This is a genomic window from Flexivirga sp. G2 (assembly GCF_055397625.1).
Genome location: NZ_AP039675.1, coordinates 4,178,108 through 4,200,944 on the forward strand (window position 1 = coordinate 4,178,108; position 22,837 = coordinate 4,200,944).

Below are 22,837 nucleotides of genomic sequence, written 5' to 3' on the forward strand. Positions count from 1 at the left end.
ACAAGACCGCCGAGGCATCCCCCCAATGGGTGAACCGTCCGCTCACAAACTCAGCGCCCAACACACGAAGTCGGGCGCCGCACCAACGAGGAACTGCAACTGCAGTCGAGCAATGACCGTAGCACGCGGAAGGTGCACGGCAGGTGTCCGACAGCTGACCGATCTCACCGGATGAACGGCGGCGTTCCCGGCCGGTTCGGACGGATGGTTTCGCCGTATGCCGGCAGGCTCCCAGCGTCCGTCCGATGCGACTCGGGTCAGGAGCCTTTCAGCTCCGGGAAGTCGTCGTCGCGCCATTCGGGCACCGACCGGTCACCGGCGATCTGCTCCTCCCGACCCCGCAATTCCACGCGGCGGATCTTGCCGGAGATCGTCTTGGGCAACTCGTAGAACTCCACTCGCCGCACCCGTTGGTATGGCGCGAGGTGCTCGCGCGCGAACTTCAGGATCTCGAACGCGGTCTGCTCGGTCGGTTCATGTCCGGGCGCGAGAGCGACATAGGCCTTCGGCACGGCCAACCGCACCGGATCCGGCGCGGGCACGATCGCGGCCTCAGCCACGGCCGGGTGCTCGATCAGCACGGACTCCAGCTCGAACGGGCTGATCTTGTAGTCGGACGCCTTGAACACGTCGTCGGTCCGACCGATGTAGGTGTAGTAGCCGTCGCCGTCACGGGAGGCGACGTCGCCGGTGTGATAGACGCCGTGCGCCATGACGGCGGCGTTGCGTTCCGGGTCGGCCTGGTAGCCGGTCATCAGCCCGACCGGGTGCCGGCTCAGGTCGAGGCAGATCTCGCCCTCGTCCGCGTCGGGCGGCAGCAGCTCACCGGTGACGGGGTCGGCGAGTCCGGACGGCACACCCGGCAGCGGGCGGCCCATCGAGCCCGGCTTCACCGTCGACCCGGGAGTGTTCGCGATCTGCACGCTGGTCTCGGTCTGGCCATAACCGTCCCGGATCGTCACGCCCCAGGACTTCTCGATCTGCCGAATCACCTCTGGATTCAACGGTTCTCCGGCCCCGACCACCTCACGCAGGGCATTCGGCTTGGCACCGAGATCGGCGTTGATCAGCATGCGCCATACGGTCGGAGGCGCGCAGAAGCTGGTCACCCCCTCGGTGCGCAGTTGCTCCAGCAGAGCGGGCGCGTCGAAGCGGGAGTAGTTGTAGATGAAGATCGTTGCCTCCGCGATCCACGGCGCGAAGAAGTTGGACCAGGCGTGCTTGGCCCAACCCGGCGAGGACACGTTGAGGTGAACATCGCCCGGCCGCAGGCCGATCCAGTACATGGTCGACAGGTGGCCGACCGGGTAGGAGACCTGCGTGTGCTCGACCAGTTTCGGCTTGGACGTCGTGCCCGAGGTGAAGTAGAGCAGCAGGCGGTCCTGCGGCGCCGTGCCCGGATGCGGGACGGCGCGCCACTCGGCCCGGAACGCGTCGTCGAACTGCCGCCAGCCCTCGGCCGCACCGACACTCAGTCGCAGGTAGTCACCCGGCACCTCGGCGAACTTGCCCACGTCAGCTGCGTTGCACAGCACCGCCTTCGCAGCGGTCCGCTCGAGGCGGTCGATCAGGTCGCTCGGTCCCGCCGCGGTCGTCGTCGGGACGATGACGGCGCCCAACTTCATGACGCCGAGCATCGTCTCCCAGAGCTCGACCTGATTGTTGAGCATCAGGATCACGGCGTCGCCCTTGCCGATGCCCAATCCGGCCAGCCAGTTCGCGACCTGATCGGAGCGTCGGGACATGTCCTGGAAGCTGCGGCTCGTGCGAGAACCGTCCTGCTCGACGATCACCAGCGCGGGGCGGTCGTTGCCCGCCGCGATCGCGTCGAACCAGTCGACGGCCCAGTTGAATCGCTCGCCGAGCTCCGGCCAGCGGAACTCGGCGACGGCTCGGTCGTAGTCATCGGAGTGCCGCAGCAGGAAGTCCCGTGTCGCCCGGTATGCCGTGGTCGCGTCCATGTTCGTCATCATGGCACTGAGCTCCGGCGCGCGCTCGTGCCTCACCCCGGTTGCCCTGATCTCCGCGAGTGACGGCTTCTTCGCCGAGTGACGGCGGGATCCGACCGTCACTCGGCGAGGAAGCCGTCACTCGGCAAGATGGTGCGGGTCGAGGCCACGGATGAAAGGATTTCACGATGCCCGCTCGCCGTGTCGTGTCTCTCGTGCCGTCGATCACCGAGGCTCTGGCGGCCAGTCGTCCGGAGGCATTGGTCGGCGCGACGGACTGGTGCACCCACCCGGCCGACCTCGACGTGACGCGGGTTCGCGGGACGAAGAACCCGAACCTGGACACGATCCGCTCGTTGCGGCCCGACGTGGTGGTCGCCAACAAGGAGGAGAACCGCGAGCTCGACGTACGCCGGCTGCGGGACTCCGGAGTCAACGTCTGGGTCAGCGAGATCGAAACGGTGCCAGGTGCTTTCGCGGCATACGACGAACTCTTCGACGACGTCATGAGCTGGGAGCGGCCGGCCTGGCTGGAGGAAGCGCGTCGCCTGTGGTCGGGTGCCGTGCCGCCGGTGCATACCCGCGTCGCGGTGCCGATCTGGCGCGACCCCTGGATGGTCGTCGGCTCACGGACGTTCACCGGAGACCTGTTGCGCCGCCTGGGTATGGCGAATGTGTATGCCGACGCCGACGGCCGCTATCCGAAGGTGGAGCTCGCCGACTTGGACGCGCACGGAGCGGACGTCATAGTCCTGCCGGACGAGCCGTACGTCTTCACCGCCGACGACGGTCCGGAGGCGTTCCGCACGCCGACCCGGCTGATCAGCGGTCGGCTGATCACGTGGTACGGCCCGTCGATGATCGAGGCCGCGACGCTGGTCGAGTGATCAGACGTTGCGGCGGTACTGCCCGCCCACCTCGAAGAACGCCTCGGTGACCTGCCCCAACGAGCAGACTCGAGCAGCATCCATCAGCACGGCAAAGACGTTCTCTCCCTTGGTCGCCGCCTCCCGCAGGCGCGCCAACGCAGCCTGTGCCTCGTCCCGGTGCTCCTGCTGGAACTCCTGGACACGGGTGAGCTGTGACTCCTTCTCCTGCTCGGAGGCGCGGGCCAGTTCCACCTTCTGCGGCGTCTCACCCTCGTGCGGGTTGCGGAACGTGTTGACGCCGACGATCGGCAGCGAGCCGTCGTGCTTGCGGTGCTCGTAGAGCATCGACTCGTCCTGGATCTTGCCGCGCTGGTAGCCGGTCTCCATCGCGCCGAGCACGCCGCCGCGCTCCGCGATGCGGTCGAACTCCAGCAGCACGGCTTCCTCGACCAGGTCGGTCAGCTCGTCGATGATGAACGAACCCTGCAACGGGTTCTCGTTCATCGCCAGCCCCCACTCACGATTGATGATCAGCTGTATGGCGAGCGCGCGACGCACCGACTCCTCCGACGGCGTCGTGACCGCTTCGTCAAAAGCGTTGGTGTGCAACGAGTTCGCGTTGTCATAGATCGCGATCAGCGCCTGCAGCGTGGTGCGTATGTCGTTGAAGTTCATCTCCTGGGCGTGCAACGACCGGCCGGAGGTCTGCACGTGGTACTTCAACTTCTGGCTACGGGCGTTGGCGCCGTACTTGTCCCGCATCGCGACCGCCCAGATGCGGCGGGCGACGCGGCCAATCACGGAGTACTCCGGGTCCATGCCGTTGGAGAAGAAGAACGACAAGTTGGGTGCGAAGTCGTCGATGTCCATGCCGCGTGCCAGGTAGGCCTCGACGTAGGTGAAGCCGTTGGCGAGCGTGAAAGCCAACTGGCTCAACGGGTTCGCGCCGGCCTCGGCGATGTGGTAACCGCTGATCGAGACGGAGTAGAAGTTCCGGACGGCGTTCTGGATGAACCATTCCTGGATGTCCGCCATCATCCGCAGCGAGAACTCCGTGGAGAACAGGCAGGTGTTCTGGCCCTGGTCCTCCTTGAGGATGTCGGCCTGCACCGTGCCACGGACCGTCGCCAGCGCACGGGCTCGGATCTGTTGCGCTTCCTCGTCGTTCGGCTCTCGTCCCTGCTCGTCGGTGAACTTCGCCAGCTCCTGGTCGATCACCGTGTTGAGGAAGAAGGCGAGGATCGTCGGCGCCGGTCCGTTGATCGTCATCGAGACACTGGTGCTGGGCGCGGTCAGGTCGAACCCGCCGTACAGCACCTTCATGTCGTCCAGGGTCGCGACGGAAACGCCTGAAGTACCGACCTTTCCGTAGATGTCCGGCCGCAGGTCGGGGTCGCGACCGTAGAGCGTCACCGAGTCGAACGCGGTCGACAGCCGCGTCGCCGGCTGTCCCTCCGACAGCAGCTTGAAGCGCCGGTTGGTCCGGAACGGGTCGCCCTCGCCCGCGAACATCCGCGCAGGGTCCTCGTTGTCCCGCTTGAACGGGAAAACGCCTGCGGTGTATGGGAAGTAGCCCGGCAGGTTCTCCCGGCGCAGGAACGAAAGCAGCTCACCGTCGTCCTGGTACCGAGGCAGGGCGACACGGCGGATCTTGTTTCCGGACAGCGACTCTCGTGCGAGCGTCGTGTGGATCTCCTTGTCCCGGATCGTCACCACCTGCTCGTCACCGCTGTACGACTCAACGACCTGCGGCCACTCGGTCAGGAGTCGCGTGACGGCGCCCGGCACGGGCTCGCCGGCCTCGTCGATCAGCGCGTTCAGCGCCTCGGGAGCCTTGTCCGCCAACGCATCCCGTGCCGCTGTCAGGTGCTGGACGCGGCGTGCTGCCTCGGCATACTTCGCCGTGTCGGCGTGGTAGCCGCGCACCGTCTCGCTGATCTCGGCGAGGTAGCGGACCCGCTGCGGCGGCACGACCTGGCGCAGCACCGACGAGTGCCGCACCGAGACCGGCTCGAGCGCGCCCTGCGGCAGGTCGAGGCCCTTCCGGCCGAGCTCGGCGGTCAGCTCCTGGTAGAGCGCCGTCACGCCGTCATCGTTGAAGGTCGCGGCCGAGGTGCCGAACACCGGCATGTCCTCGGGCTTCTTGCCGAACGCCTCACGGTTGCGGACCATCTGGCGGCCGACATCGCGCAGCGCGTCCATCGCCCCGCGACGCTCGAACTTGTTGATCGCGACGACGTCGGCGAAGTCGAGCATGTCGATCTTCTCGAGCTGGGACTGCGCACCGAACTCCGGCGTCATGACGTAGAGGTTCACGTCGGCGAAGTCGACGATGGCAGCGTCACCCTGGCCGATGCCGGGTGTCTCCACGATGATCAGGTCGTATGCCGCCGCGCGCAGCGCCGTGAGCACCTCGGTGAGCTCCTCGGGCAGCTCGCGGCCTCCGCGCGTCGCCAGCGAGCGGAAGTAGATGCGTTCTCCGTCAAGGGAATTCATCCGGATGCGGTCGCCCAGCAGCGCACCGCCGCCACGTCGGCGGGTCGGGTCGATGGCGACGCACGCGACGCGCAGCTTGTCCTGCTGGTCCATCCGGAACCGCCGGACCAGCTCGTCCGTCAGGCTCGACTTGCCGGAGCCACCGGTGCCGGTGATGCCGAGGACGGGCGTATGACGGTCGGCGCCCGCGGCGCGAAGCTCTTCCAGCAAGGCCGGGTCGAGCGCGCCCTGCTCAGCGCCACTGATCGTGCGCGCGACCGCAGTTCGGTCACCGGAGATGACGGCGTGCGCATCCGGCTTCGCGAGCTCGTAGGTGTTGAAGTCACAGTCCTTGATGACCTGGTTGATCATGCCGACGAGGCCGAGTCGCTGTCCGTCCTGCGGGCTGAAGATCGTCACACCGGACGCGCGCAGCCGGTCGATCTCCTCGGGGACGATGACGCCACCGCCGCCGCCGACCACCTTGATGTGGTCCGCACCCGCGTCGCGCAGCAGTTGCACGAGATATTCGAAGTACTCGACGTGCCCGCCCTGGTAGGAACTGACCGCGATCCCCTGCGCGTCCTCCTCGATGGCCGCGTCGACGACCTCCTGGACGCTGCGGTTGTGTCCGAGGTGGATCACCTCCGCACCCTGGCTCTGCATGATGCGGCGCATGATGTTGATCGACGCGTCATGCCCGTCGAACAGGCTGGACGCAGTGACGATGCGCACCGGGTTCACCGGGACGTGCAGCGCGGGTGCCTCGGACATGGGGTCTCCACTCATCGGGCTCGAGATACGTCTCAATGGTAGGATGTCCAAGTAATTGGGTCCAATCGTCGCACCACCGCCCACCACCCCTCCCGAGAGAGTCGGTGCGCTAGCGGGGCGGGCGCGCCGTCGCGAGCGCCTCGCGGTAGGCGACGACGAAGGTCGCGAGCGACTCCAGGAACTGTTGTTGGTCCGGACCCAGCGCCGACAGCGCGGTGCCCATGATGTCCAGCAACGCCTCGACGTCGCCCTCGTAACGCTGCCGACCACTCGCGGTCGCGGACAACATCGCCGGGCCGGCCTCGGCACCATCGCGGTCCAGATGCCCGGCCCGCAATGCGGCGTTGACCTGACGGTTGACCGTGGACTGCTCGAGGTTCAGCTCAGTCGCGATGTCCCGCTGCGTGCGCGGCCGACCGTCGGAAAGCAGCCACAGCAAACGCAATTCGGCAGCAGTGAGGCTCGTCGCCGCTTCCACCACCCGGCGGTCGACATCGAACGCGTGGAACATCGCGGCGGCGCGGCGCTCCGGTGGGAGCTGCTCGTCGCGGGCGAGGGCGGCGAGATCCCCGGCGACGTCGCCCGCGGCCGGCGCGTCATCTGTCGTCATACCCGAAGTTTGACATGCGCGTCAGTATGCATGCAACATACATAAATACCGAGAAACGTGAGGATCCGATGATGACTCCAGCTGACACACCACCAGCCCCGACAGCGGTCAAACCACAACTGATCGTCGCGGTGCTCTGCTTCGGCGCCCTGTCCGCGGCCCTGATGCAGACCCTCGTTCTGCCCATCCAGATCGAGCTCCCCCAACTGCTGCACGCGGCCGCGAGCGACACGTCCTGGATCGTCACCGCGACCCTGCTGGGCGGTGCCGTCGCCATGCCGGTCGCCGGCCGCCTCGGCGACATCGTCGGCAAGCAACGCGTGCTCGTCGGGTCGTCACTCATCCTCGTCGCCGGGTCCGTGGTCTGTGCGCTGTCCACCAGCGTGTGGCCGATGATCGGCGGACGTTTCCTGCAGGGCATCGCCATGGGATTCATCCCGGTGGCGATCAGCATGGTGCGCGAGGTCGTCCCGCCGCGGATGGCCTCGACCGCGATCGCGACGTTGAGCGCGACCATGGGCGTCGGCGGCGCCATCGGCCTGCCGCTGTCCGCGTGGATCGCGCAGAACTACAACTGGCACGTCCTGTTCTGGGCGTCCGCGGGTCTCGCCGCACTGATGGCGTTCGCAACCGCGTTCCTGGTCCCGAACGTCTCCGACCGCAACCCGGCGGCGATCGACGTCGTCGGTGCGATCGGCCTCGCGATCGGCCTGGTCGCGACCCTGGTCGGGGTCTCCAAGGGCAACGAATGGGGCTGGGCGTCCGGGCGCACACTCGCCACCGTCCTCGGCGGAGTCGTCGTCCTGTTGCTCTGGGGCGCCTACGAATTGCGCCAGCAGGAGCCGCTCGTCGACCTGCGCACCACCGCGCGCCGGCCGGTGCTGCTGACCAACCTGGCCGCGGTCCTCATCGGCTTCGGGATGATGGCGCAGTCCATCGTGCTGCCGCAGTTGCTCGAGATGCCGTCGGCGACCGGATACGGACTCGGCCAGTCGATCCTGGAGGCCGGCCTCTGGATGGCGCCGGGCGGCCTGATGATGATGTTCCTCGCGCCGGTCTCCAGCCGCCTCATGACGACGGTCGGCGCTCGCATCACGCTCGCCATCGGCGCCGGGGTCATCGGCATCGGCTACCTGTTGGCCCTCTTCCTGATGAATGCACCATGGCAGTTGCTGATCGCCAGCTGCATCAGCTGTGCCGGCGTCGGCATCGGGTATGCCGCCATGCCCACGCTCATCCTGGAGAACGTGCCGCAGGCGGAGGCCGGCTCCGGCGTGGGCATCAACACGGTCATGCGGTCCATCGGTACGACGGTCGCCGGCGCGGTCATGGCCAGCCTGCTCACCAGCCAGACCATCACTCTCAAGCCCGGCACTCCCGCCATACCGTCGGCGGACGCGTTCAAGTTGTGTTTCCTGGTGGGCGCCGTCGCCGCCTTCGTCGGTGGCGCGATCGCGCTGACGATCTCCGGACGTCGGCCGAAGGACGCCGCACCCGCGACGGACGACCTCGCGCTGGCGGAGGCCTGAGGGGATTCAGCTCAGTCGTCGTCGACGCCGGACCGCACCACGGTGCGGTGTCCGGCGTCGATGCGTCTGGTCCAGCCCCGCTCGTCCAGGTGCTCCAGCAGCGGTATGGCGACCCGGCGCGTCGTGTTCAGTGCCTTTCGAGCCTCGCTGGTGGTGAATACCTCTGGCAATCGGGACAACTCACGCATCGCCAGGGCAGGGGCCGTCGGCAACAGGATGATGTCGTCGCGCAGCCGTAGGAGACGACCCACGCGCGCCGCGGCCGCCAACTCTCGCGGCCCGAGTCCGAGATCGACCAACTCGTGGGCTTCCGGTGCGTCGAACGGCGCGCTGCGCAGCCGCGCCTCCACGGTCGCGACGACGCTCTCCGCCGGCCCGAGATCGTCTGTCGACCCGTCCGGCACCACCACCGAGCCCCGGATCGACAGACCCGCACGCCCGGCCACGGGCTCGAGCAACGATGCATCGGGCAGTCCGAGCACGGCGGCAGCAGCACCGCGAGAAAGCCCGGCGGACAACGGGTTTCGTGCCCTGTCCTTCTCGACGGCGTCCCGCAGCATCGCCGCCCATTCATCGAGCGCGGCCTCATCGATCCACCATTCGCCATGCCCGGACACGCCCGACGGCGGCAGCTCCGGAACGTGCAGCCCCAGTCGGACCAGCTGCTCACGCGCGACCGCTCGTCGCCGTGTCACCTCGGCCCGCACCTCGCCGTCTGCGGGCCGTTCGGCGAGCTCCTCGGCGCGCCGCCGGCCGGCACCACGGCGCCGCAACGCCGGAGGCTCGACATCCAGCACCCGCACCCCGGAAAAGGCGCGAGATCCACTGTCCCGCAGGATCATCCGATCTCCGAGAGTCAGCGGAACCGCATGGTCGAGCGTCACCCTGGCGGTCTCGTCGTCGAACGGCCGGAGCCGGGCCGGTGCCGCGAGCGTGCCGAGATGCGCAACCAGATGCTCGGGCAGCTCGGTCAAGGACGGCCCGCTCTGCCGTCGTACATCGAAGGTGGTGGTGAGCTGCCACAGGTCGGGGTCGGCCAACGCGTCACCGCGGTGGATCTCGTCGACCCCGACCCCGCGCAGGTTGACGGCGACCCGGCTGATCGGGCGCACGCTGTCGACGGCTCCGCCGTGTTGCTGCAACCCGCGCACGGTGACCTCGACCGGCTCGCCCGCGCGGTGGAGCGTCAACCGATCTCCGACGGCGAGCGAGCTGCCGGCAAGTGTTCCGGTCACTATCGTGCCGGCGCCCTTGATGGTGAACGCTCGGTCGATCCAGAGCCGGAATCGACTGTCACGCATCGGTTTCGGGGTTCCTTCGAGCACCCTGTCCAGCGCACGCAGCACTTCGGGGAGGCCGTCACCTGTCTGCGCGGAGGCGGGCACAACGGGTGCGTCGTGCAGTCCGGTGTCGGCCAGCTCGCGGCGCACCTGCTCGGTGACGGTCGGCACCGCGTCCGGGGCGAGGTCGGTGCGCGTGATGACCACGACGCCGTGTTCGATGCCGAGCGCGCGGACGGCATCACGGTGTTCGGTCGACTGCGCCTGCCAGCCCTCGTCAGCGGCGACGACGAAGCAGACCACCGGCACCGGTCCGATCCCGGCGAGCATGTTGCCGAGGAAACGTTCGTGCCCGGGAACGTCGACGAACGCAATCTCTGCACCGGATTCCGTTGTGGTCCAAGCGAATCCAAGATCGATGGTCAGGCCGCGTCGTTTCTCCTCGGCCCAGCGATCAGGCTCGATGCCGGTCAGCGCGCGGATCAGTGTGCTCTTGCCGTGATCGACATGACCGGCGGTCGCGACGACATACATCTCAGTGGCGACCTCGAGACGGACGCTCGTCTCTCACGACCTCCTCGGCCAACCGTGGTCGGCCAAGTGCGACACGCACTGCTGCGATCACCCGGTCGTCGTCGGATTCCGGCACGCAGCGCAGGTCGACCAGACATTGCCCGCCGTGCACCCGCGGCAGAATCGCGGGGTCACCGACGCGCAGGTCTCGAGCCACAGTCTCCGGCAGCGCGACCGCCCAGCCCGCGAGGGGTACACCCGGAGCTCCGCCTCCGCCGACCCGTCCGTCGTGAGGAACAACCTCTCCCCCGACGGTTGCCGCCAACGCCGCTGCGCGCTGCCGGAGCCGCTCCGGGTCCGCATGCAGGGCCGTGGTCACGGGCGCCTCCGGCCCCGCCAGCGTCGCCTCCAGCGCGGCGAGCACGAGCTTGTCCGCACGGACCGCGCGAGCCAAGGGGTGTTTCGCCATACGGTCGACGATGTCCTTGCGGCCCAACACGATTCCCGCCTGCGGGCCGCCGAGCAGCTTGTCCCCGCTGGCGGTGATCACGTCTGCGCCGTCGGTCAGCGTGGTGCGGGCGTCGGGCTCCTCGGGCACGAGCGGGTCCGGGGCGAGGAGACCGCTGCCCAGGTCCACGACCAACGGGATGTTGTGCTCGGCACCGAGCGAATGCAGGTCGGCAACCGACACCGACGAGGTGAATCCGTCGACTCGGAAGTTGCTCGGATGCACCTTGAGGAGCACGCCCGTGTCCGGCCCGATCGCGTCCGCGTAATCCTTGAGATGTGTGCGGTTCGTGGTGCCGACCTCACGCAGCCGAGCGCCGGTCGACGCAATCAGGTCGGGCAGCCGGAAGCCGGCGCCGATCTCGATGAGTTCGCCTCTGCTGATGATGATCTCGCGTCCTTGCGCGAGCGCGGTGGTTGCCAACACCAGCGCGGCAGCGCCGTTGTTGACCACGAGCGCTTCCTCTGCCGCGGGACACGCGCTCAGCAGGGCCGCACGGGCGGCGACACCGCGTTTCGACCGGGCTCCCGAGTCCAGGTCGAGTTCGACATCGACATACTGCGCTGCGGATGCGAGCGCGTCGATCGCCGCTCCGGACAACGGCGCACGCCCGAGGTTGGTGTGTATGACGACGCCGGTGGCATTCAGGACCGGGCGCAGTTGCGTCGTGCGCCCCTGCTGCAGCGAGGCCTCGAGTTCGGTCTCCACCTGCTCCGGCGCGATCTCGCCGCGGCGGGCACGGTCCTGCGCTGCACCGATCAGTCGGCGTACGACATCCGGTCCGAGCCGGGACGACGCCGCGTCCACCGCCGGGGACGCGAGGAGGACGTCCGTGCGCGGAATGCGGCTGCGGGGGTCCTGCGACGACATCGGCACCTCCGGACGGCGGTTGGTCTGCGCCCATTTTCTCGAGACTTCACGTTTGGCGGAGACGGACGGGAATCGAACCCGCCAGACCGAGATGCTCGGCCTCACCGGTTTTGAAGACCGGGGGGCCCACCAGGAACCCTGACGCCTCCACCGGCCAACCTACCCGCGCCCCTCCACCCACCGCCCTCACCCCGCGAATGACGGCTTCTTCGGCGAGTGACGGCGGGCTCCGACCGTCACTCGCCGAGGAAGCCGTCATTCGGCATGGGTGTCGGTGGGTTGGGAGCGGGGTTAGGGTCGATCAGGTGACCAGCATCGACGCCATCCGTCTGACCGGCTACGCACACGGCGGCGGCTGTGCGTGCAAGATCCCTGCGGGCGAGCTCGAGGACGCCGTGCGCGGCCTCACCGGCCAGGCGGGTCCGGATGTTCTCGTCGGCGTGGACGACGGCGACGACGCGGCGGCAGTCCGGGTACGGGACGACCTGGCCGTGCTCTCGACGGCGGACTTCTTCACGCCTGTCGTGGACGACCCCTACGACTTCGGACGTATCGCGGCCGCGAACGCGCTGTCCGACATCTACGCAATGGGCGGGCGGCCGGTGGTCGCGATCAACCTGGTGGGCTGGCCGCGGGACGTGCTTCCGATGGAGCTGATGACCGAGGTGCTGCGCGGTGGCCTGGACGTCGGGAAGCAGGCGGGTTGCCCGGTCATCGGCGGGCACACGATCGACGACCCCGAACCGAAATACGGTATGGCGGTGACCGGCGTTGCCGATCCGAATCGCTTGCTGCGCAACGATGCCGGTGTCGCCGGTATGCCGTTGACGCTGACCAAGCCGATCGGCGTCGGGCTGCTGAACAACCGACACAAGCAGACCGGTGAGGTTTTCGATGCGGCCATCGCCTCGATGACTGCACTCAACGACGTTGCGGCGAATGACGCTCTGAATGCCGGTGTTTCGGCTGCGACGGACGTGACAGGCTTCGGGCTGCTCGGGCATCTGCACAAGCTGTGCCGCGCATCGGGAATCGGCGCGGTGCTCGACCGGGCTGCCGTCCCCGCCGTCGATGGTGCCTTGGATGCGCTCGCCGAGGGGTACATCTCCGGCGGCACACGACGGAACCTGGAGTGGGTGCGTCCCCACCTGCGTTCTTCGGGGTCGATCAGCGAGGACGACCTGCTGTTCCTCGCCGACGCCCAGACGTCGGGTGGTCTGCTGGTGGTCGGCGAGGTGCCGGGATATCCGATCATCGGCCACACCGTCGCCGAGTCCGGCATCGAGATCCGCTGAATCCGGATCTGTCCCGGGCTCAAACCTCGACCGTCGAAGGTTAGGCACGCACGGACGCCGACTTTCCGTACCCAAACCTCGACCGTCGAAGGTTCGGCACGCGCGGACGTGGGTCAGCGGGCTGTGGTGATGGAGTCGTCGACGATGCCGGCGGCCTGACGCTTCGCGAGCCGGTTGCGTTGCGGCACAACGGTGTAGCGCGGATCCTTGGCGGACTCGAGCCCGGCTTCGAGGATGCCGAAGCGGGTACACGCCGACGCTCCCAACAGGGCAACACCGGACATGGCCGCCAGAACCCGATGGCGGCCGAGCAGCAGGGTGCCCACTCCGCCTGCTACCGCGAGGCGTTCGCTCCACCGCAACAGCTGACCGGGCCGCCCCTGGTGCAACGGCTCGGCCGCGACCGGGTCCATCCGGCTCTCCATGTAGCGCGTCGCGACGAGATCGCCCACGACACCCATGACGGCAAATGCCCTGGCAGGTCCCGTTTCTCGCGTCGGAGTGGTGACCATGGCGAGTCCGCCCGCGGCGAGACTCGCGGAGCTCACGAACACGAACGGCAGGTCGCGGTGCGCGGCATTCCAGGTCGGGTTCGCAGTGTCCGAGAGCAGCACCGCGGTGTAGACCGCCAGCGGCGCGGCAAACGCAGCACTGGCCGCACCTGCAGCCGACTCGATCCGGGTGAGCACCCGACGCAGTGGCCCCAGCGGGAGGCGCCCCCCGGCCAGCCTGTCGACCTCCGACGCGACGGTCACCCCAAGTCCCCCGCTGTATGCCGTGAGGATCCACGAGCCGAGGCTCATCGGAGACGTCAACTTGATCGTGCGCAGCATGTTGTAGAAGCGATCCGGCCGACCCAGGTCTTTGACGAGCGCGGCACCACCAATGGAGACTGCGACCATCGCACCGAGACGAGCGTTGCGGCACAACAGTTTTCGGCCGGTGAGCTGCGCACCATAGGCGAGCAGCCCGGAGCCACCGGCGACCCCACCGAGGAAGAGATAGGCGGCGATCTCCGGGCCCCACGGCGGTGGCTTGACGATCGGATGACCGTAGTAGGAGGTGAATTCCGCCTCGGGCACCATCAGCATCTCCGCAGTGCCGTCGGTACGGCCCTTGCGCTTCGGGCGACGCAGCTTGCCGAAGCGGCGGCCGCCCTTGCGCTCGGGCTCCGGCGGGCGGAACTGGTCGAAGTCGGAGACGGTCACCGGCCGCCTCCCACGAACGCGATGGCCGCGGCGGCGAGCATCCCCGCTGCCGCCATACCGGCGCGGCGGAACATCACCGGCAGATCGGCCGTGGGCACGCGCGGGTCCGGCGGCAGGCCATAGGTCTCCGGCTCGTCCAGCAGCAGGAACATCGCTCCCGTCCCACCGACGCCGTCCAGCTCGTTGACGCCGTACAACCGAGCCTCAGTGAGTCCCTGGTCGTGCAACTTTCGCACCCGATCACGAGCGGTATCAACCAGATCGGGCCGATCGCCGAACTTGATGGACGTGGTCGGACACGTTTGGGCGCAGGCGGGAGTGTCGCCCTCGACCAGCCGGTCGTAGCAGAGCGTGCACTTCTGCGCGACGCCACGCTTGGGAACGTCGGGTTGCTCGCCCTTCTTCTCACCACGGCCGGTCGTGGGTGCCGCAGTGCCATCGCTCCGGCGCTCCACGACGCCGAACGGGCATCCGGCGACACAGGTCCCGCACCCGTTGCAGACGTCGTCCTGCACCACGACGGACCCGAACTCGGTGCGCATCAACGCGCCCGTCGGGCAGACGTCCAGGCAGCCCGCGTGCGTGCAGTGCTTGCACACGTCGGAGGCCATCAGCCAACGGAACTCGGGAGTGTCGGGTGGCGTGGTGTCCTGGTCTCGATACGCGCCCGATCTCGATACGCTCCCTCGTCCCTCGGTCGCTACTCGATCCACTTCCTCACGAGGGCGGAGCGTCGGCATACCGAGATCGACCAGCCGGCGCCCGGATTCGCGTGCCTGCTCGATCTGGGTGCGATCCTGCTCGATGAACGCGACGTGCCGCCAGGTGCTCGCGCCGAGGCTCTGGGTGTTGTCGTAGGACCAGCCGGTGAGTTCGAGATCCCCGTCTCGGGGGTTGTGGTTCCACTCCTTGCAGGCGACCTCGCAGGCCTTGCACCCGATGCAGATCGACGTGTCGGTGAAGAACCCCTTGCGCACCGGTCCTGTCGGCCAGTGCGCATCGGCCACCGGGTCGGTCGGACCGGAGAACTGGTGCGAGACGCCCTGCGCATATCCCGAAACTGATTGAGTGCTCTGGCTACTCATCACTCAGACCCTCCTCGCGCACGTCGGTGACTCGCTGGTTGTCAGTCTGCACCGTCACCCCCGCGCGTTCGTTGTATGACGCGAGCAGCGCATCCGCAGCACGGCCGCGCGGTCTGCGTCCGGCGATCACGTCACACGAACCCACCTTCGACTCCTGGATCTGCACGTTCGGGTCGAGCGCCACCCCGATCAGGTCGTTCGCGGAGTCGCCGGTCACCAGAGCATGATCGCCGACGCCCCAGTGGTAGGGCAGGCCGACCTGATGCACGACTCGCCCACCGATGGTCAGCGGCTTCATCCGCTCGGTGACGAGCACGCGAGCCTCGATGACCGCTCTGGGCGAGACGATCGTGGCCCAACCCTCGTTGACCAGCCCCCGCTCGGCCGCGAGCTGTGGCGACACCTCGCAGAACATCTCCGGCTGGAGTTCGGACAGGTAAGGAAGCCAGCGGCTCATCCCGCCGGCGGTGTGGTGCTCGGTCAGCCGATAGGTGGTGAAGACGAAGGGGTAGATGTCCACGCCTGTTTCGTCGCCGCTCGGTGCCGCCAGGTTGTCCGTGCGCGGGAAGACCAACCTCGCCGGGTTCTGCTGCTGCGGATAGAGGCCGTTGCGGACCGGTGACTCCTGCGCCTCGTAGTGCGTCGGCAGCGGCCCGTCGACAAGACCCTTCGGCGCGAAAAGCCATGCCTTGCCATCGGATTGCATGATGAACGGGTCATCCCCAGTGAGCGCGTCCGGCCCTCCCAAGGCGGGGTCGGGTCTGCTGTGCGGCGCCCGGTCGACCGGGAAATCGGGCACGTCGTCCCCGACCCACTTCTGCTCGCTGTCGTCCCACCACACGTACTTCTTGCGATCACTCCACGGCCTGCCGTCCGGGTCGGCGGATGCGCGGTTGTAGAGGATGCGGCGGTCCGCCGGCCAGGCCCAGCCCCACTGCGACTGACTGACACCGGACCCGCCGTGCGGCGTACGCCGTGCTGCCTTGTTCTGATCGCCCGCGAACACGCCGGAATAGATCCAGCACCCGGATGACGTGGAGCCGTCTGCGGTGAGTTCCGTGTAACCGGAGAGCAATTCACGCTCCCCTGTCTCGGTCGTGCGGTAACCGTTGATCTCACGCAGGACTGACTCCGGGTCGGGGTTGCCCTCGTCGTCGACCGGGTAGTCCCACGTCATGTCCAGCAGCGGCCGGTCACTGTCCTCGCCCGACTCGGCTACCAGCGCCCGGATGCGTCGCCCGAGCTCGTAGAAGAAGTCCAACTCGCTCTGGCACTCGCCCGGCGGCTGCACCGCCTGGTGCCGCCACTGCAACATCCGCTGTGTCTGGGTGAACGAGCCGGCCTTCTCGACATGGGAGGCCGCAGGCATGAAGAAGACTTCGGTGTCGATGTCCTCGGTGCGCACCTCACCGGCCTGGACCTCCGGCGAGTCCTTCCACCATGTCGCGCTCTCGATGAGACTGAGGTCGCGCACCACCATCCACTTCAGGTGTCGCATGGCGTCGCGCTGCAGCTTGCCGTTGGCCGATCCAACAGCGGGGTTCTGGCCGAGGACGAAGTAGCCCTCGACCTCGTCCGCGAGCATGCTCATCGCGGTCTCGTAGGTGCCGTGTGCTCCCGTCATACGAGGCAATCTGTCGAAGTACCAGTTGTTCTCGGCGGTTGCTGCATCACCGAAGTAGGCCTTCATCAGGCTGACGAAGTAGGCGTCGGAGTTGGCCCAGAAGCCCTTCTGCTCCTTGGTGCCCACGGAGTTCAGGTAGTCCTGCAGGTTGTCGTGGCGGCCGGCCATCGGCATCGGCAGATAGCCGGGCAGCAAGTTGAAAAGCGTTGGTATGTCGGTGGATCCCTGGATGCTGGCGTGTCCGCGCAGCGCCATGATGCCGCCGCCGGGGCGGCCCACATTGCCCAGCAGCAGTTGCAATATCGCTGCGGTGCGGATGAATTGGGCACCCAGGGTGTGCTGCGTCCAACCCGTCGCATAGGCGAAGCAGGTCGTCCGGTCGCGACCGGAGTTCTCGGTCACCGCACGGGCGAGGTAGTCGAAGTCCTCTGCACCGATCCCACACATCTCCTGCACCATCTCCGGCGTGTAGCGGGAGTAGTGCCGCTTCAGGATCTGGAAGACCGTGCGCGGGTCCTGCAGCGTCTCGTCACGGTCCACATCGGTCTGCGGCAAGGGCGGTCCGCCACTGCCGAGGGTGTCGCCCGGCGCGGAGTCCGGGTGCCCGTGATGGCCGCCGCTCTCGTGTCCGGCATACGCCCAGGAGGACGGGTCGTACTTCCCCGTCTCCGGGTCGAAGCCGGAGAACAACCCGCCCAGGTCCTCCGTGTCACGGAAGTCGTCACCGACCAAGGTCGCCGCATTGGTATAGGCGACGACATACTCCTTGAACCACAGGTCGTGCGTGAGGACATGGTTGATCAGCGCACCGAGCAGCGCGACGTCGGAGCCGGCCCGGATGGCGATGTGCTTGTCAGCGACCGCCGAGGTGCGCGTGAATCGCGGGTCGACGTGAATCACCTTGGCACCACGGGCTTTTGCCTCGGACACCCATTGGAAGCCGACCGGGTGCGCCTCGGCCATGTTGCCGCCCTGCAGCACGATGCAATCGGCGTTGGCCATGTCCTGGAGCGTTTGGGTGGCGCCGCCGCGCCCGAAGGAGGATCCCAGACTGGGAACCGTGGCGGAGTGTCAAATACGCGCCTGGTTCTCGATCTGTATGGCGCCCGCCGCCGTGAAGAGCTTCTTGATCAGATAGTTCTCTTCGTTGTCCAACGTCGCGCCGCCGAGCGAGGCGATCCCCATGGTGCGTCGCAGGATGCGGCCCCGCTCGTCCCGTTCCTGCCAGGTGTCGCGCCGCGACCGCACGAATCGTTCGGCGATCATGTCGATCGCTGTGTCCCGGTCGAGGCGCTGCCACTCGGTGGCACGCGGCGCCCGGTAGAGGACCTCCTGCCGCCGGCCCGGCGCGTTGACGAGCTGCTCGCTGGCGGAACCCTTCGGGCACAGCCGGCCGCGCGACACCGGCGAGTCCGGGTCGCCCTCGATCTGGACGACCTTCTCGTCCTTGACGAACACCCGCTGCCCGCAGCCGACGGCGCAATAGGGACAGATGCTCCGGACGACGCGATCAGCGGTCGCGGTGCGTGGCTGGGTCGCTCGGGTCTTCGCGGAGGTGACCGCAGGACCGCGCCCGAGGTAGTCCCCGGAGCGGAACTGCCGGAAGACCGGCCACTCCAACGCGCTGAATCGACCCACGCGCCAACCCTAGCCCCGACCGCTGGGCGATTTCGAGGGCTCCGGTCACCAGTTCCCGAGGGGCTGCAGGTCCCAGCGCGCCAGCTCGTCAGCGACCAAGACAGCCAGGCGGTGCCGGTCCGGGATGCGATCGGGGTCGAGCGCCTCCACCGTCAGTGTCACGCGGTCGCCGAACTCCTGGAACCACGTCGTCACCCCTCCGCCCGCTGCGCGCAGCAGATCCGGAGTGATGTTCCGGTGCACACCGCGGCACATCATCGACAGGGCCGGCGGACCCCCGAGCCCGCCACCCGCGGCCGACATACGCCCGACATTGGAGACCGACACCAGCGCCGCGGGCATGTCCTCGACGAGTTTTCGGATGACGGGCCGCGGCAGCAGGCGGGCGACCGGTTCGAGTCGTTCCAGCACGGATGCCTGCGCGGGATCAGCGACCTTCTGCAGCGCGGTCTTGGTCGCCGTGCGGACGCCGCGCAGGTCGGTGTATCGGTCGGCCGTCGCGTGCACGGGGACGGACGCTCCACCGAGCATGTTCGAGCGGTAGTCGTTCTCACCGCGCCGGCGGACCGGCATGGCAACGGGAATTGTGTCGCCCTCCTGCGCGAGGCCTGCCGCGACCGCCAGCCCGGCGGACACCATCAGCAGCAGACTGTTGGCGGTCCCGCCACGACGCTCCGCTGCTGCCCGCCATCCATCCGCCGCGATGTCGAACGCGACGAACGGTGGCACGTATGACGATTCGGGGTCCGCTCGTAAGGAACTGCGAGCCCTCTCCTGCGCTGCCGGGCCTTCATCGGGCCGCGCAGCAGAACCCGAATCACGCACCGCCCGAACTGCATCTGCCAGACTCCGCCCGGCCGCCAGATATTGCCGCACGGCATCCCGCAGGTCGTCCCGCAGCCGCACGGCACCGGCTTCCGGCCGGTCGTCGGGCACCCGAGGCAACCGGGCTCCGGTCACCGCGGCATCGACGGCCTGCACGATCAGTCCGCCGTCACCGATCGTATGGCGAGTGACGAGCGACACCAGTTGACCGCTGCCGGTGACCGGAGTGGCCGACAGCCACCAACTCGGGCCACGCCGCGGATCGATGGGAGCGCTCAATTGCTCGTCACACCAAGCCATCAGCCGCTCGGGAGCGATGGGATCGGACTCGACGCTCAACCAGTCGCCGGCGGGCGCAGGGACCCACCTGCGGCGCGCTCCCGGCACCCGGGACTCCACGGCGAGGCGGCTCAACGGCCCGCGGTGCAGTCCGCGGTGGATCGATCGCAACGTGTCAGCCGAGAGAGGCGTGGGCAGCCACCAGGTGTGTTGTGATGCGACCGGGATCTTCAGCAGGTCCTCGCCGAGGAAGTAGGCGTCGTCTCCGAACGTGAACCGATTGTCGTGCGCCGCCACTGTTGCCTGCCTCACCAGAATGTCGGTTTCAGAGACCATTTCGCCGATTCGGCACTGATCGCGCGCTGCACCGCGGCGCGATCCGGCCACAGGTCCGGGTCCATGCTGAGGACGCTCAGCATGGCCGCTCCGGCGGAGATGGACAGCCACACGGTGAGGCCACCCCTGGCAGCGCGGAGCTGCTCCGCGTCGGCGTTCTGTACCGCCATACGAACGGCGACCGAAGCGGGTGCGACACCACCGAGTGTCGCGACATCCGTCGGGAGCTCCCCGAGATTGGAGCAGGTCAGCACAGCCGCTGGCTGACGTAACGCTATTGACCGCAACACTTTTCGCGGTAGCAAACGGATGACCGGGGTCACCAGGCGCAGCATGTCGTGCTTGTCGCGTTCCGGGTCCGTCGCACGCGCGAGGGCGGCCCGGGCTGCACTCCGGATCGGTCGCAGGTCGTCGTACCGGGCTCGGCCCGTGCCGATCGTCATCGTCGAACCGATCGTCGCGATCGCGCGCCGGTCACCGGGGGTTCGCACGGCGACCGGCATGGACACCGGGATCTCGGCCACGTCGTCGATTCGACCGGCTGATTGCAGCAAGCCGACACCGAAGGCTGTGAGAAGCGAATTCGTCGATCCGCCAGCGAGTTCCGCTGTTCGCTGCCACGCGTCCGCCGGGAAGGCGGCCACCGCGTGTGCGGACGGCTCGACGTTCGACAAAGGCACGACGTCCGGACGCTGCGGCTGCGGTGGTGGCGCGAACCTGGCCGGCGTATCGCGCGTCCGGCGGTTCCGCACCGCCATACGGACCGCGGCCGTCATACCGACGATCGCGGCACGCACCTGACGCAGACCGTCGCACAGATCGTCCAGCGGGCGAGGTGGCGCAGCCTCGTCATCCGGCAGCACGCCGAGGTGCTGTCCGGTGACCGCCGCCTCGAAGGCCGCGTTGACGCCGGTGCCGTCGGAGAGCGTGTGTGGTGCGGTGAACGCCACGACGTGACCACCATCGAGCAGCGGTGCAGCCGAAACAGTCCACGGCGCACCGCTGTCCGACCGGAATGGTCGTCGGACATCGACGTCCGCCCACTCGAGCAACCGGTCCCGATCGATCGGTTCATCGACGCGCAGCACGGGTGCGGATCGCGGTGCCGCGACCCAGGTCGCGCGTGCGAACGGGGCCCGAGCGCGGCGCAGTCGCCTGGTCAACGGCCCATCGCGCAGCTGGTCCACGATCGGCTCCAGCCGCCGGACGTCCAACGGGGTGTCGAACCGCCAGATCATCTGATTGATCACCGGCAGGCCGAGCACCTGCTCGGCGAGCACGAACGTCTCCTCGGCCGAGGTGAGGCGGTTCCTGTCGGTCATCGGCGTCACGTCTTCCGGATGTAGGCGCGCACCGCGATCGGCGCCATGACCAGCATGATCAGCGTCGCGCCGACGAGGGACCAGAGGATGTCCATCCCGACACTGCCGTGACCGGCGAGTTGACGCACCGCAGAGACCAGATGGGACACCGGGTTGATGTCGGCGAGCCACTTGATCCACGACGGCATGTTGGTCGTCGGGACGAGCGCGTTGGAGATGAAGGTCATCGGCATCAGCACGAACATCGAAGCCCCTTGCACCGCAGGCGCGCTCGGCATCCGCACGCCGAGGAACGCGAAGACCCAGCTGAGCGCGAATGCCGTGTAGACGACCAAGAGGCCACCCAACAGCAGCCCGGCCCAGCTGTGCGGCTGGTAGCCCATGAGAGTGCCGACCAGGATCACCATCAGCACTGCGACCACGTAGCGCACCACGTCCGCGGTCAACGCCCCGATCAATGGCGCGATGCGTGCGATCGGCATCGACCGGAAGCGATCGAACACTCCTTGGTCGACGTCCTCGCAGAGTTGGACCCCCGTGTTGACGGCCGCGGTGACGGTGACCTGGACCAGGACTCCCGGCACGAGGTCAGGCAGGTAGGTGCTGACGCTGCCTGCGATCGCCCCGCCGAAGATCCCGGCGAACATCGCGGTGAAGACGATCGGTAGCGCCACGACGTCGAAGAGCCGGAAGGGGTTGTGCCGGATCTTCAGCAGACCCCGCCCTGCCAGGGTGAGCGACGCGGCCGCCGTGGCGGAAATGGTTGGCCTACCGACGGATTGGCGACGCCGCCGGTACTGCGAGCGGGTCGGAGCGGCTGCCTGCGTCATACCGACTCTTCCCGAGGACTTCCGGTCAGCTGGAAGAACACCTCGTCCAGTGTGGGCTTGTGGACGCCGACGTCCGCGATCTCGATGCCGTGATCCCGCAGACCGAGCAGCACATCCGTCACCAGGGCCGCATCATCGACGGGAACGACCAGCGCACCGTCGCTCTCCGTCTCGACATGGTGACGGCTCACCCGACCCATCACCGATGCTGCAACGGTCCGATCCGCCTGATCCCGCAGTTGCAAACGGAGCGTGCCGGAGCCGACCGAGGACTTGAGGTCTGCCGCGGTGCCCTCGGCGACGACCTTGCCGTGGTCGATGACCACGATGTTGTCGGCGAGCTGGTCTGCCTCCTCGAGGTATTGGGTCGTGAGAACCACGGTCGAGCCGTTGCCCACCAACCGTCGGACCGTCCCCCACATCTGCTGGCGAGTGCGCGGGTCGAGTCCGGTGGTGGGTTCGTCGAGGAAGATCAGAGGAGGCTCCGCAATCAGGCTGGTCGCCAGGTCGAGGCGTCGGCGCATTCCACCCGAGAAGTTCTTCAGTGCCCTCCCGGCAGCGTCGGTCAGGGAGAACTCCTCGAGCAACTCGTCACATCGTCTCCGAGCGCCGGCACGGGTGTAGCGCAGGAGTCGCGCAAAGATCAGCAGATTTTCGCGTGCCGTCAACTCTTCGTCGACAGAAGCGTATTGGCCCGTGACGCCGATCACGGAACGCACCCCGTGCGGATCGCGACGAACGTCGTGCCCGAAGATGCTGGCGCTGCCACCGGAGGCGGGCAGCAGGGTCGCCAGCACCCGCACGATGGTGGTCTTTCCGGCGCCGTTCGGCCCGAGCAGGCCGAGCACCGATCCCGTCGGCACGGTGAAGCTGACGCCGTCGACCGCGACGAAATCGCCGAACCGGACGGTCAGATCTCGCACGTCGACCGCTGTTCCACGGTCGGTGATTGTGGGAGACATGGCGGCCATGGTGCCTCATGCGGCAGGCCGACATCACCTTCGATCGGTGCGACGAT

The 22,837-nt window shown here is 67.9% G+C and carries 15 protein-coding genes and 1 tRNA gene; 3 read left to right on the forward strand and 13 right to left on the reverse strand.

The features are described from left to right. Nucleotides 1-257: 257 nt before the first annotated feature. Nucleotides 258-1,961 (reverse strand): AMP-binding protein, encoded by a 1,704-nt coding sequence (locus ACZ50J_RS20225; RefSeq protein ID WP_464298953.1) that lies wholly within the window; start codon nucleotides 1,959-1,961, stop codon nucleotides 258-260. A gap of 176 nt (nucleotides 1,962-2,137) precedes the next feature. Here ACZ50J_RS20225 and ACZ50J_RS20230 point away from each other — a divergent pair, with 176 nt between their 5' ends. After that, the gene (locus ACZ50J_RS20230; protein WP_464298954.1) at nucleotides 2,138-2,836 is read left to right on the forward strand and encodes a helical backbone metal receptor; all 699 of its coding nucleotides are present in this window, start codon (nucleotides 2,138-2,140) and stop codon (nucleotides 2,834-2,836) included. Here the strand turns inward: ACZ50J_RS20230 and icmF are convergent, their stop codons facing one another. Beyond that, nucleotides 2,837-6,067, reverse strand: a complete 3,231-nt coding sequence (gene icmF / locus ACZ50J_RS20235; protein ID WP_464298955.1) for a fused isobutyryl-CoA mutase/GTPase IcmF — start codon at nucleotides 6,065-6,067, stop codon at nucleotides 2,837-2,839. It lies immediately after the preceding gene. Nucleotides 6,068-6,176: 109 nt separating this feature from the next. Continuing rightward, complete coding sequence (locus tag ACZ50J_RS20240) at nucleotides 6,177-6,677, reverse strand: MarR family winged helix-turn-helix transcriptional regulator (protein WP_464298956.1); 501 nt, start codon at nucleotides 6,675-6,677, stop codon at nucleotides 6,177-6,179. 71 nt (nucleotides 6,678-6,748) lie between these two features. Between ACZ50J_RS20240 and ACZ50J_RS20245 the strand changes: the two genes are divergently transcribed. Continuing rightward, the gene (locus tag ACZ50J_RS20245; RefSeq protein ID WP_464298957.1) at nucleotides 6,749-8,206 is read left to right on the forward strand and encodes an MFS transporter; all 1,458 of its coding nucleotides are present in this window, start codon (nucleotides 6,749-6,751) and stop codon (nucleotides 8,204-8,206) included. Nucleotides 8,207-8,217: 11 nt separating this feature from the next. On the opposite strand, the gene selB is transcribed toward ACZ50J_RS20245, so the two are convergent. The 3 genes from selB to ACZ50J_RS20260 form a co-directional block, all read right to left on the reverse strand. Further along, on the reverse strand, nucleotides 8,218-10,020 hold the full coding sequence (selB, locus tag ACZ50J_RS20250; RefSeq protein ID WP_464298958.1) for a selenocysteine-specific translation elongation factor: 1,803 nt from the start codon (nucleotides 10,018-10,020) through the stop codon (nucleotides 8,218-8,220). 1 nt (nucleotide 10,021) lies between these two features. Next, nucleotides 10,022-11,377, reverse strand: a complete 1,356-nt coding sequence (selA, locus tag ACZ50J_RS20255) for an L-seryl-tRNA(Sec) selenium transferase (RefSeq protein WP_464298959.1) — start codon at nucleotides 11,375-11,377, stop codon at nucleotides 10,022-10,024. 53 nt (nucleotides 11,378-11,430) lie between these two features. After that, a tRNA-Sec gene (locus tag ACZ50J_RS20260) sits at nucleotides 11,431-11,526 on the reverse strand. A gap of 156 nt (nucleotides 11,527-11,682) precedes the next feature. On the opposite strand from ACZ50J_RS20260, the gene selD reads away from it, so the two are divergent. After that, entirely contained in the window at nucleotides 11,683-12,672 is a 990-nt protein-coding gene (gene selD, locus ACZ50J_RS20265) for a selenide, water dikinase SelD (protein ID WP_464298960.1), read from the forward strand. A 113-nt stretch (nucleotides 12,673-12,785) separates the two neighbouring features. Here selD and nrfD read toward each other — a convergent pair whose 3' ends face one another. Genes nrfD through ACZ50J_RS20300 form a run of 7 tightly spaced genes read right to left on the reverse strand, consistent with a single transcriptional unit; the run spans nucleotide 12,786 to nucleotide 22,781 of the window. After that, a complete protein-coding gene (gene nrfD, locus ACZ50J_RS20270) occupies nucleotides 12,786-13,880 on the reverse strand; it encodes an NrfD/PsrC family molybdoenzyme membrane anchor subunit (protein WP_464298961.1) in 1,095 nt (364 codons plus the stop codon). Continuing rightward, nucleotides 13,877-14,965: a 4Fe-4S dicluster domain-containing protein gene (locus ACZ50J_RS20275; protein ID WP_464298962.1), complete on the reverse strand. Its 1,089-nt coding sequence runs from the start codon at nucleotides 14,963-14,965 to the stop codon at nucleotides 13,877-13,879. The genes nrfD and ACZ50J_RS20275 overlap by 4 nt, the downstream gene beginning before the upstream one ends. Further along, nucleotides 14,958-18,227 (reverse strand): formate dehydrogenase, encoded by a 3,270-nt coding sequence (gene fdh / locus ACZ50J_RS20280; RefSeq protein ID WP_464298963.1) that lies wholly within the window; start codon nucleotides 18,225-18,227, stop codon nucleotides 14,958-14,960. Before fdh ends, ACZ50J_RS20275 begins: the two co-directional genes overlap by 8 nt. A gap of 45 nt (nucleotides 18,228-18,272) precedes the next feature. Then, a complete protein-coding gene (locus ACZ50J_RS20285; RefSeq protein ID WP_464298964.1) occupies nucleotides 18,273-19,643 on the reverse strand; it encodes a hypothetical protein in 1,371 nt (456 codons plus the stop codon). Next, complete coding sequence (locus tag ACZ50J_RS20290) at nucleotides 19,640-20,989, reverse strand: hypothetical protein (protein ID WP_464298965.1); 1,350 nt, start codon at nucleotides 20,987-20,989, stop codon at nucleotides 19,640-19,642. The genes ACZ50J_RS20285 and ACZ50J_RS20290 overlap by 4 nt, the downstream gene beginning before the upstream one ends. Nucleotides 20,990-20,994: 5 nt before the next feature. Then, on the reverse strand, nucleotides 20,995-21,819 hold the full coding sequence (locus ACZ50J_RS20295; RefSeq protein ID WP_464298966.1) for an ABC transporter permease: 825 nt from the start codon (nucleotides 21,817-21,819) through the stop codon (nucleotides 20,995-20,997). Next, a complete protein-coding gene (locus ACZ50J_RS20300; RefSeq protein ID WP_464298967.1) occupies nucleotides 21,816-22,781 on the reverse strand; it encodes an ATP-binding cassette domain-containing protein in 966 nt (321 codons plus the stop codon). Before ACZ50J_RS20300 ends, ACZ50J_RS20295 begins: the two co-directional genes overlap by 4 nt. Nucleotides 22,782-22,837 lie beyond the last annotated feature (56 nt).

What these genes read in the sequence shown, in the direction of transcription:
- ACZ50J_RS20295 (WP_464298966.1), bottom strand. Translation starts at nt 21,819, where the DNA reads ATGACGCAGGCAGCCGCTCCGACCCGCTCGCAGTACCGGCGGCGTCGC.
- ACZ50J_RS20300 (WP_464298967.1), bottom strand. Translation starts at nt 22,781, where the DNA reads ATGTCTCCCACAATCACCGACCGTGGAACAGCGGTCGACGTGCGAGAT.
- selB (WP_464298958.1), bottom strand. Translation starts at nt 10,020, where the DNA reads ATGTATGTCGTCGCGACCGCCGGTCATGTCGATCACGGCAAGAGCACA.
- ACZ50J_RS20290 (WP_464298965.1), bottom strand. Translation starts at nt 20,989, where the DNA reads ATGACCGACAGGAACCGCCTCACCTCGGCCGAGGAGACGTTCGTGCTC.
- ACZ50J_RS20245 (WP_464298957.1), top strand. Translation starts at nt 6,749, where the DNA reads ATGACTCCAGCTGACACACCACCAGCCCCGACAGCGGTCAAACCACAA.
- selA (WP_464298959.1), bottom strand. Translation starts at nt 11,377, where the DNA reads ATGTCGTCGCAGGACCCCCGCAGCCGCATTCCGCGCACGGACGTCCTC.
- ACZ50J_RS20225 (WP_464298953.1), bottom strand. Translation starts at nt 1,961, where the DNA reads ATGGACGCGACCACGGCATACCGGGCGACACGGGACTTCCTGCTGCGG.
- ACZ50J_RS20240 (WP_464298956.1), bottom strand. Translation starts at nt 6,677, where the DNA reads ATGACGACAGATGACGCGCCGGCCGCGGGCGACGTCGCCGGGGATCTC.
- ACZ50J_RS20230 (WP_464298954.1), top strand. Translation starts at nt 2,138, where the DNA reads ATGCCCGCTCGCCGTGTCGTGTCTCTCGTGCCGTCGATCACCGAGGCT.
- icmF (WP_464298955.1), bottom strand. Translation starts at nt 6,067, where the DNA reads ATGTCCGAGGCACCCGCGCTGCACGTCCCGGTGAACCCGGTGCGCATC.
- ACZ50J_RS20275 (WP_464298962.1), bottom strand. Translation starts at nt 14,965, where the DNA reads ATGAGTAGCCAGAGCACTCAATCAGTTTCGGGATATGCGCAGGGCGTC.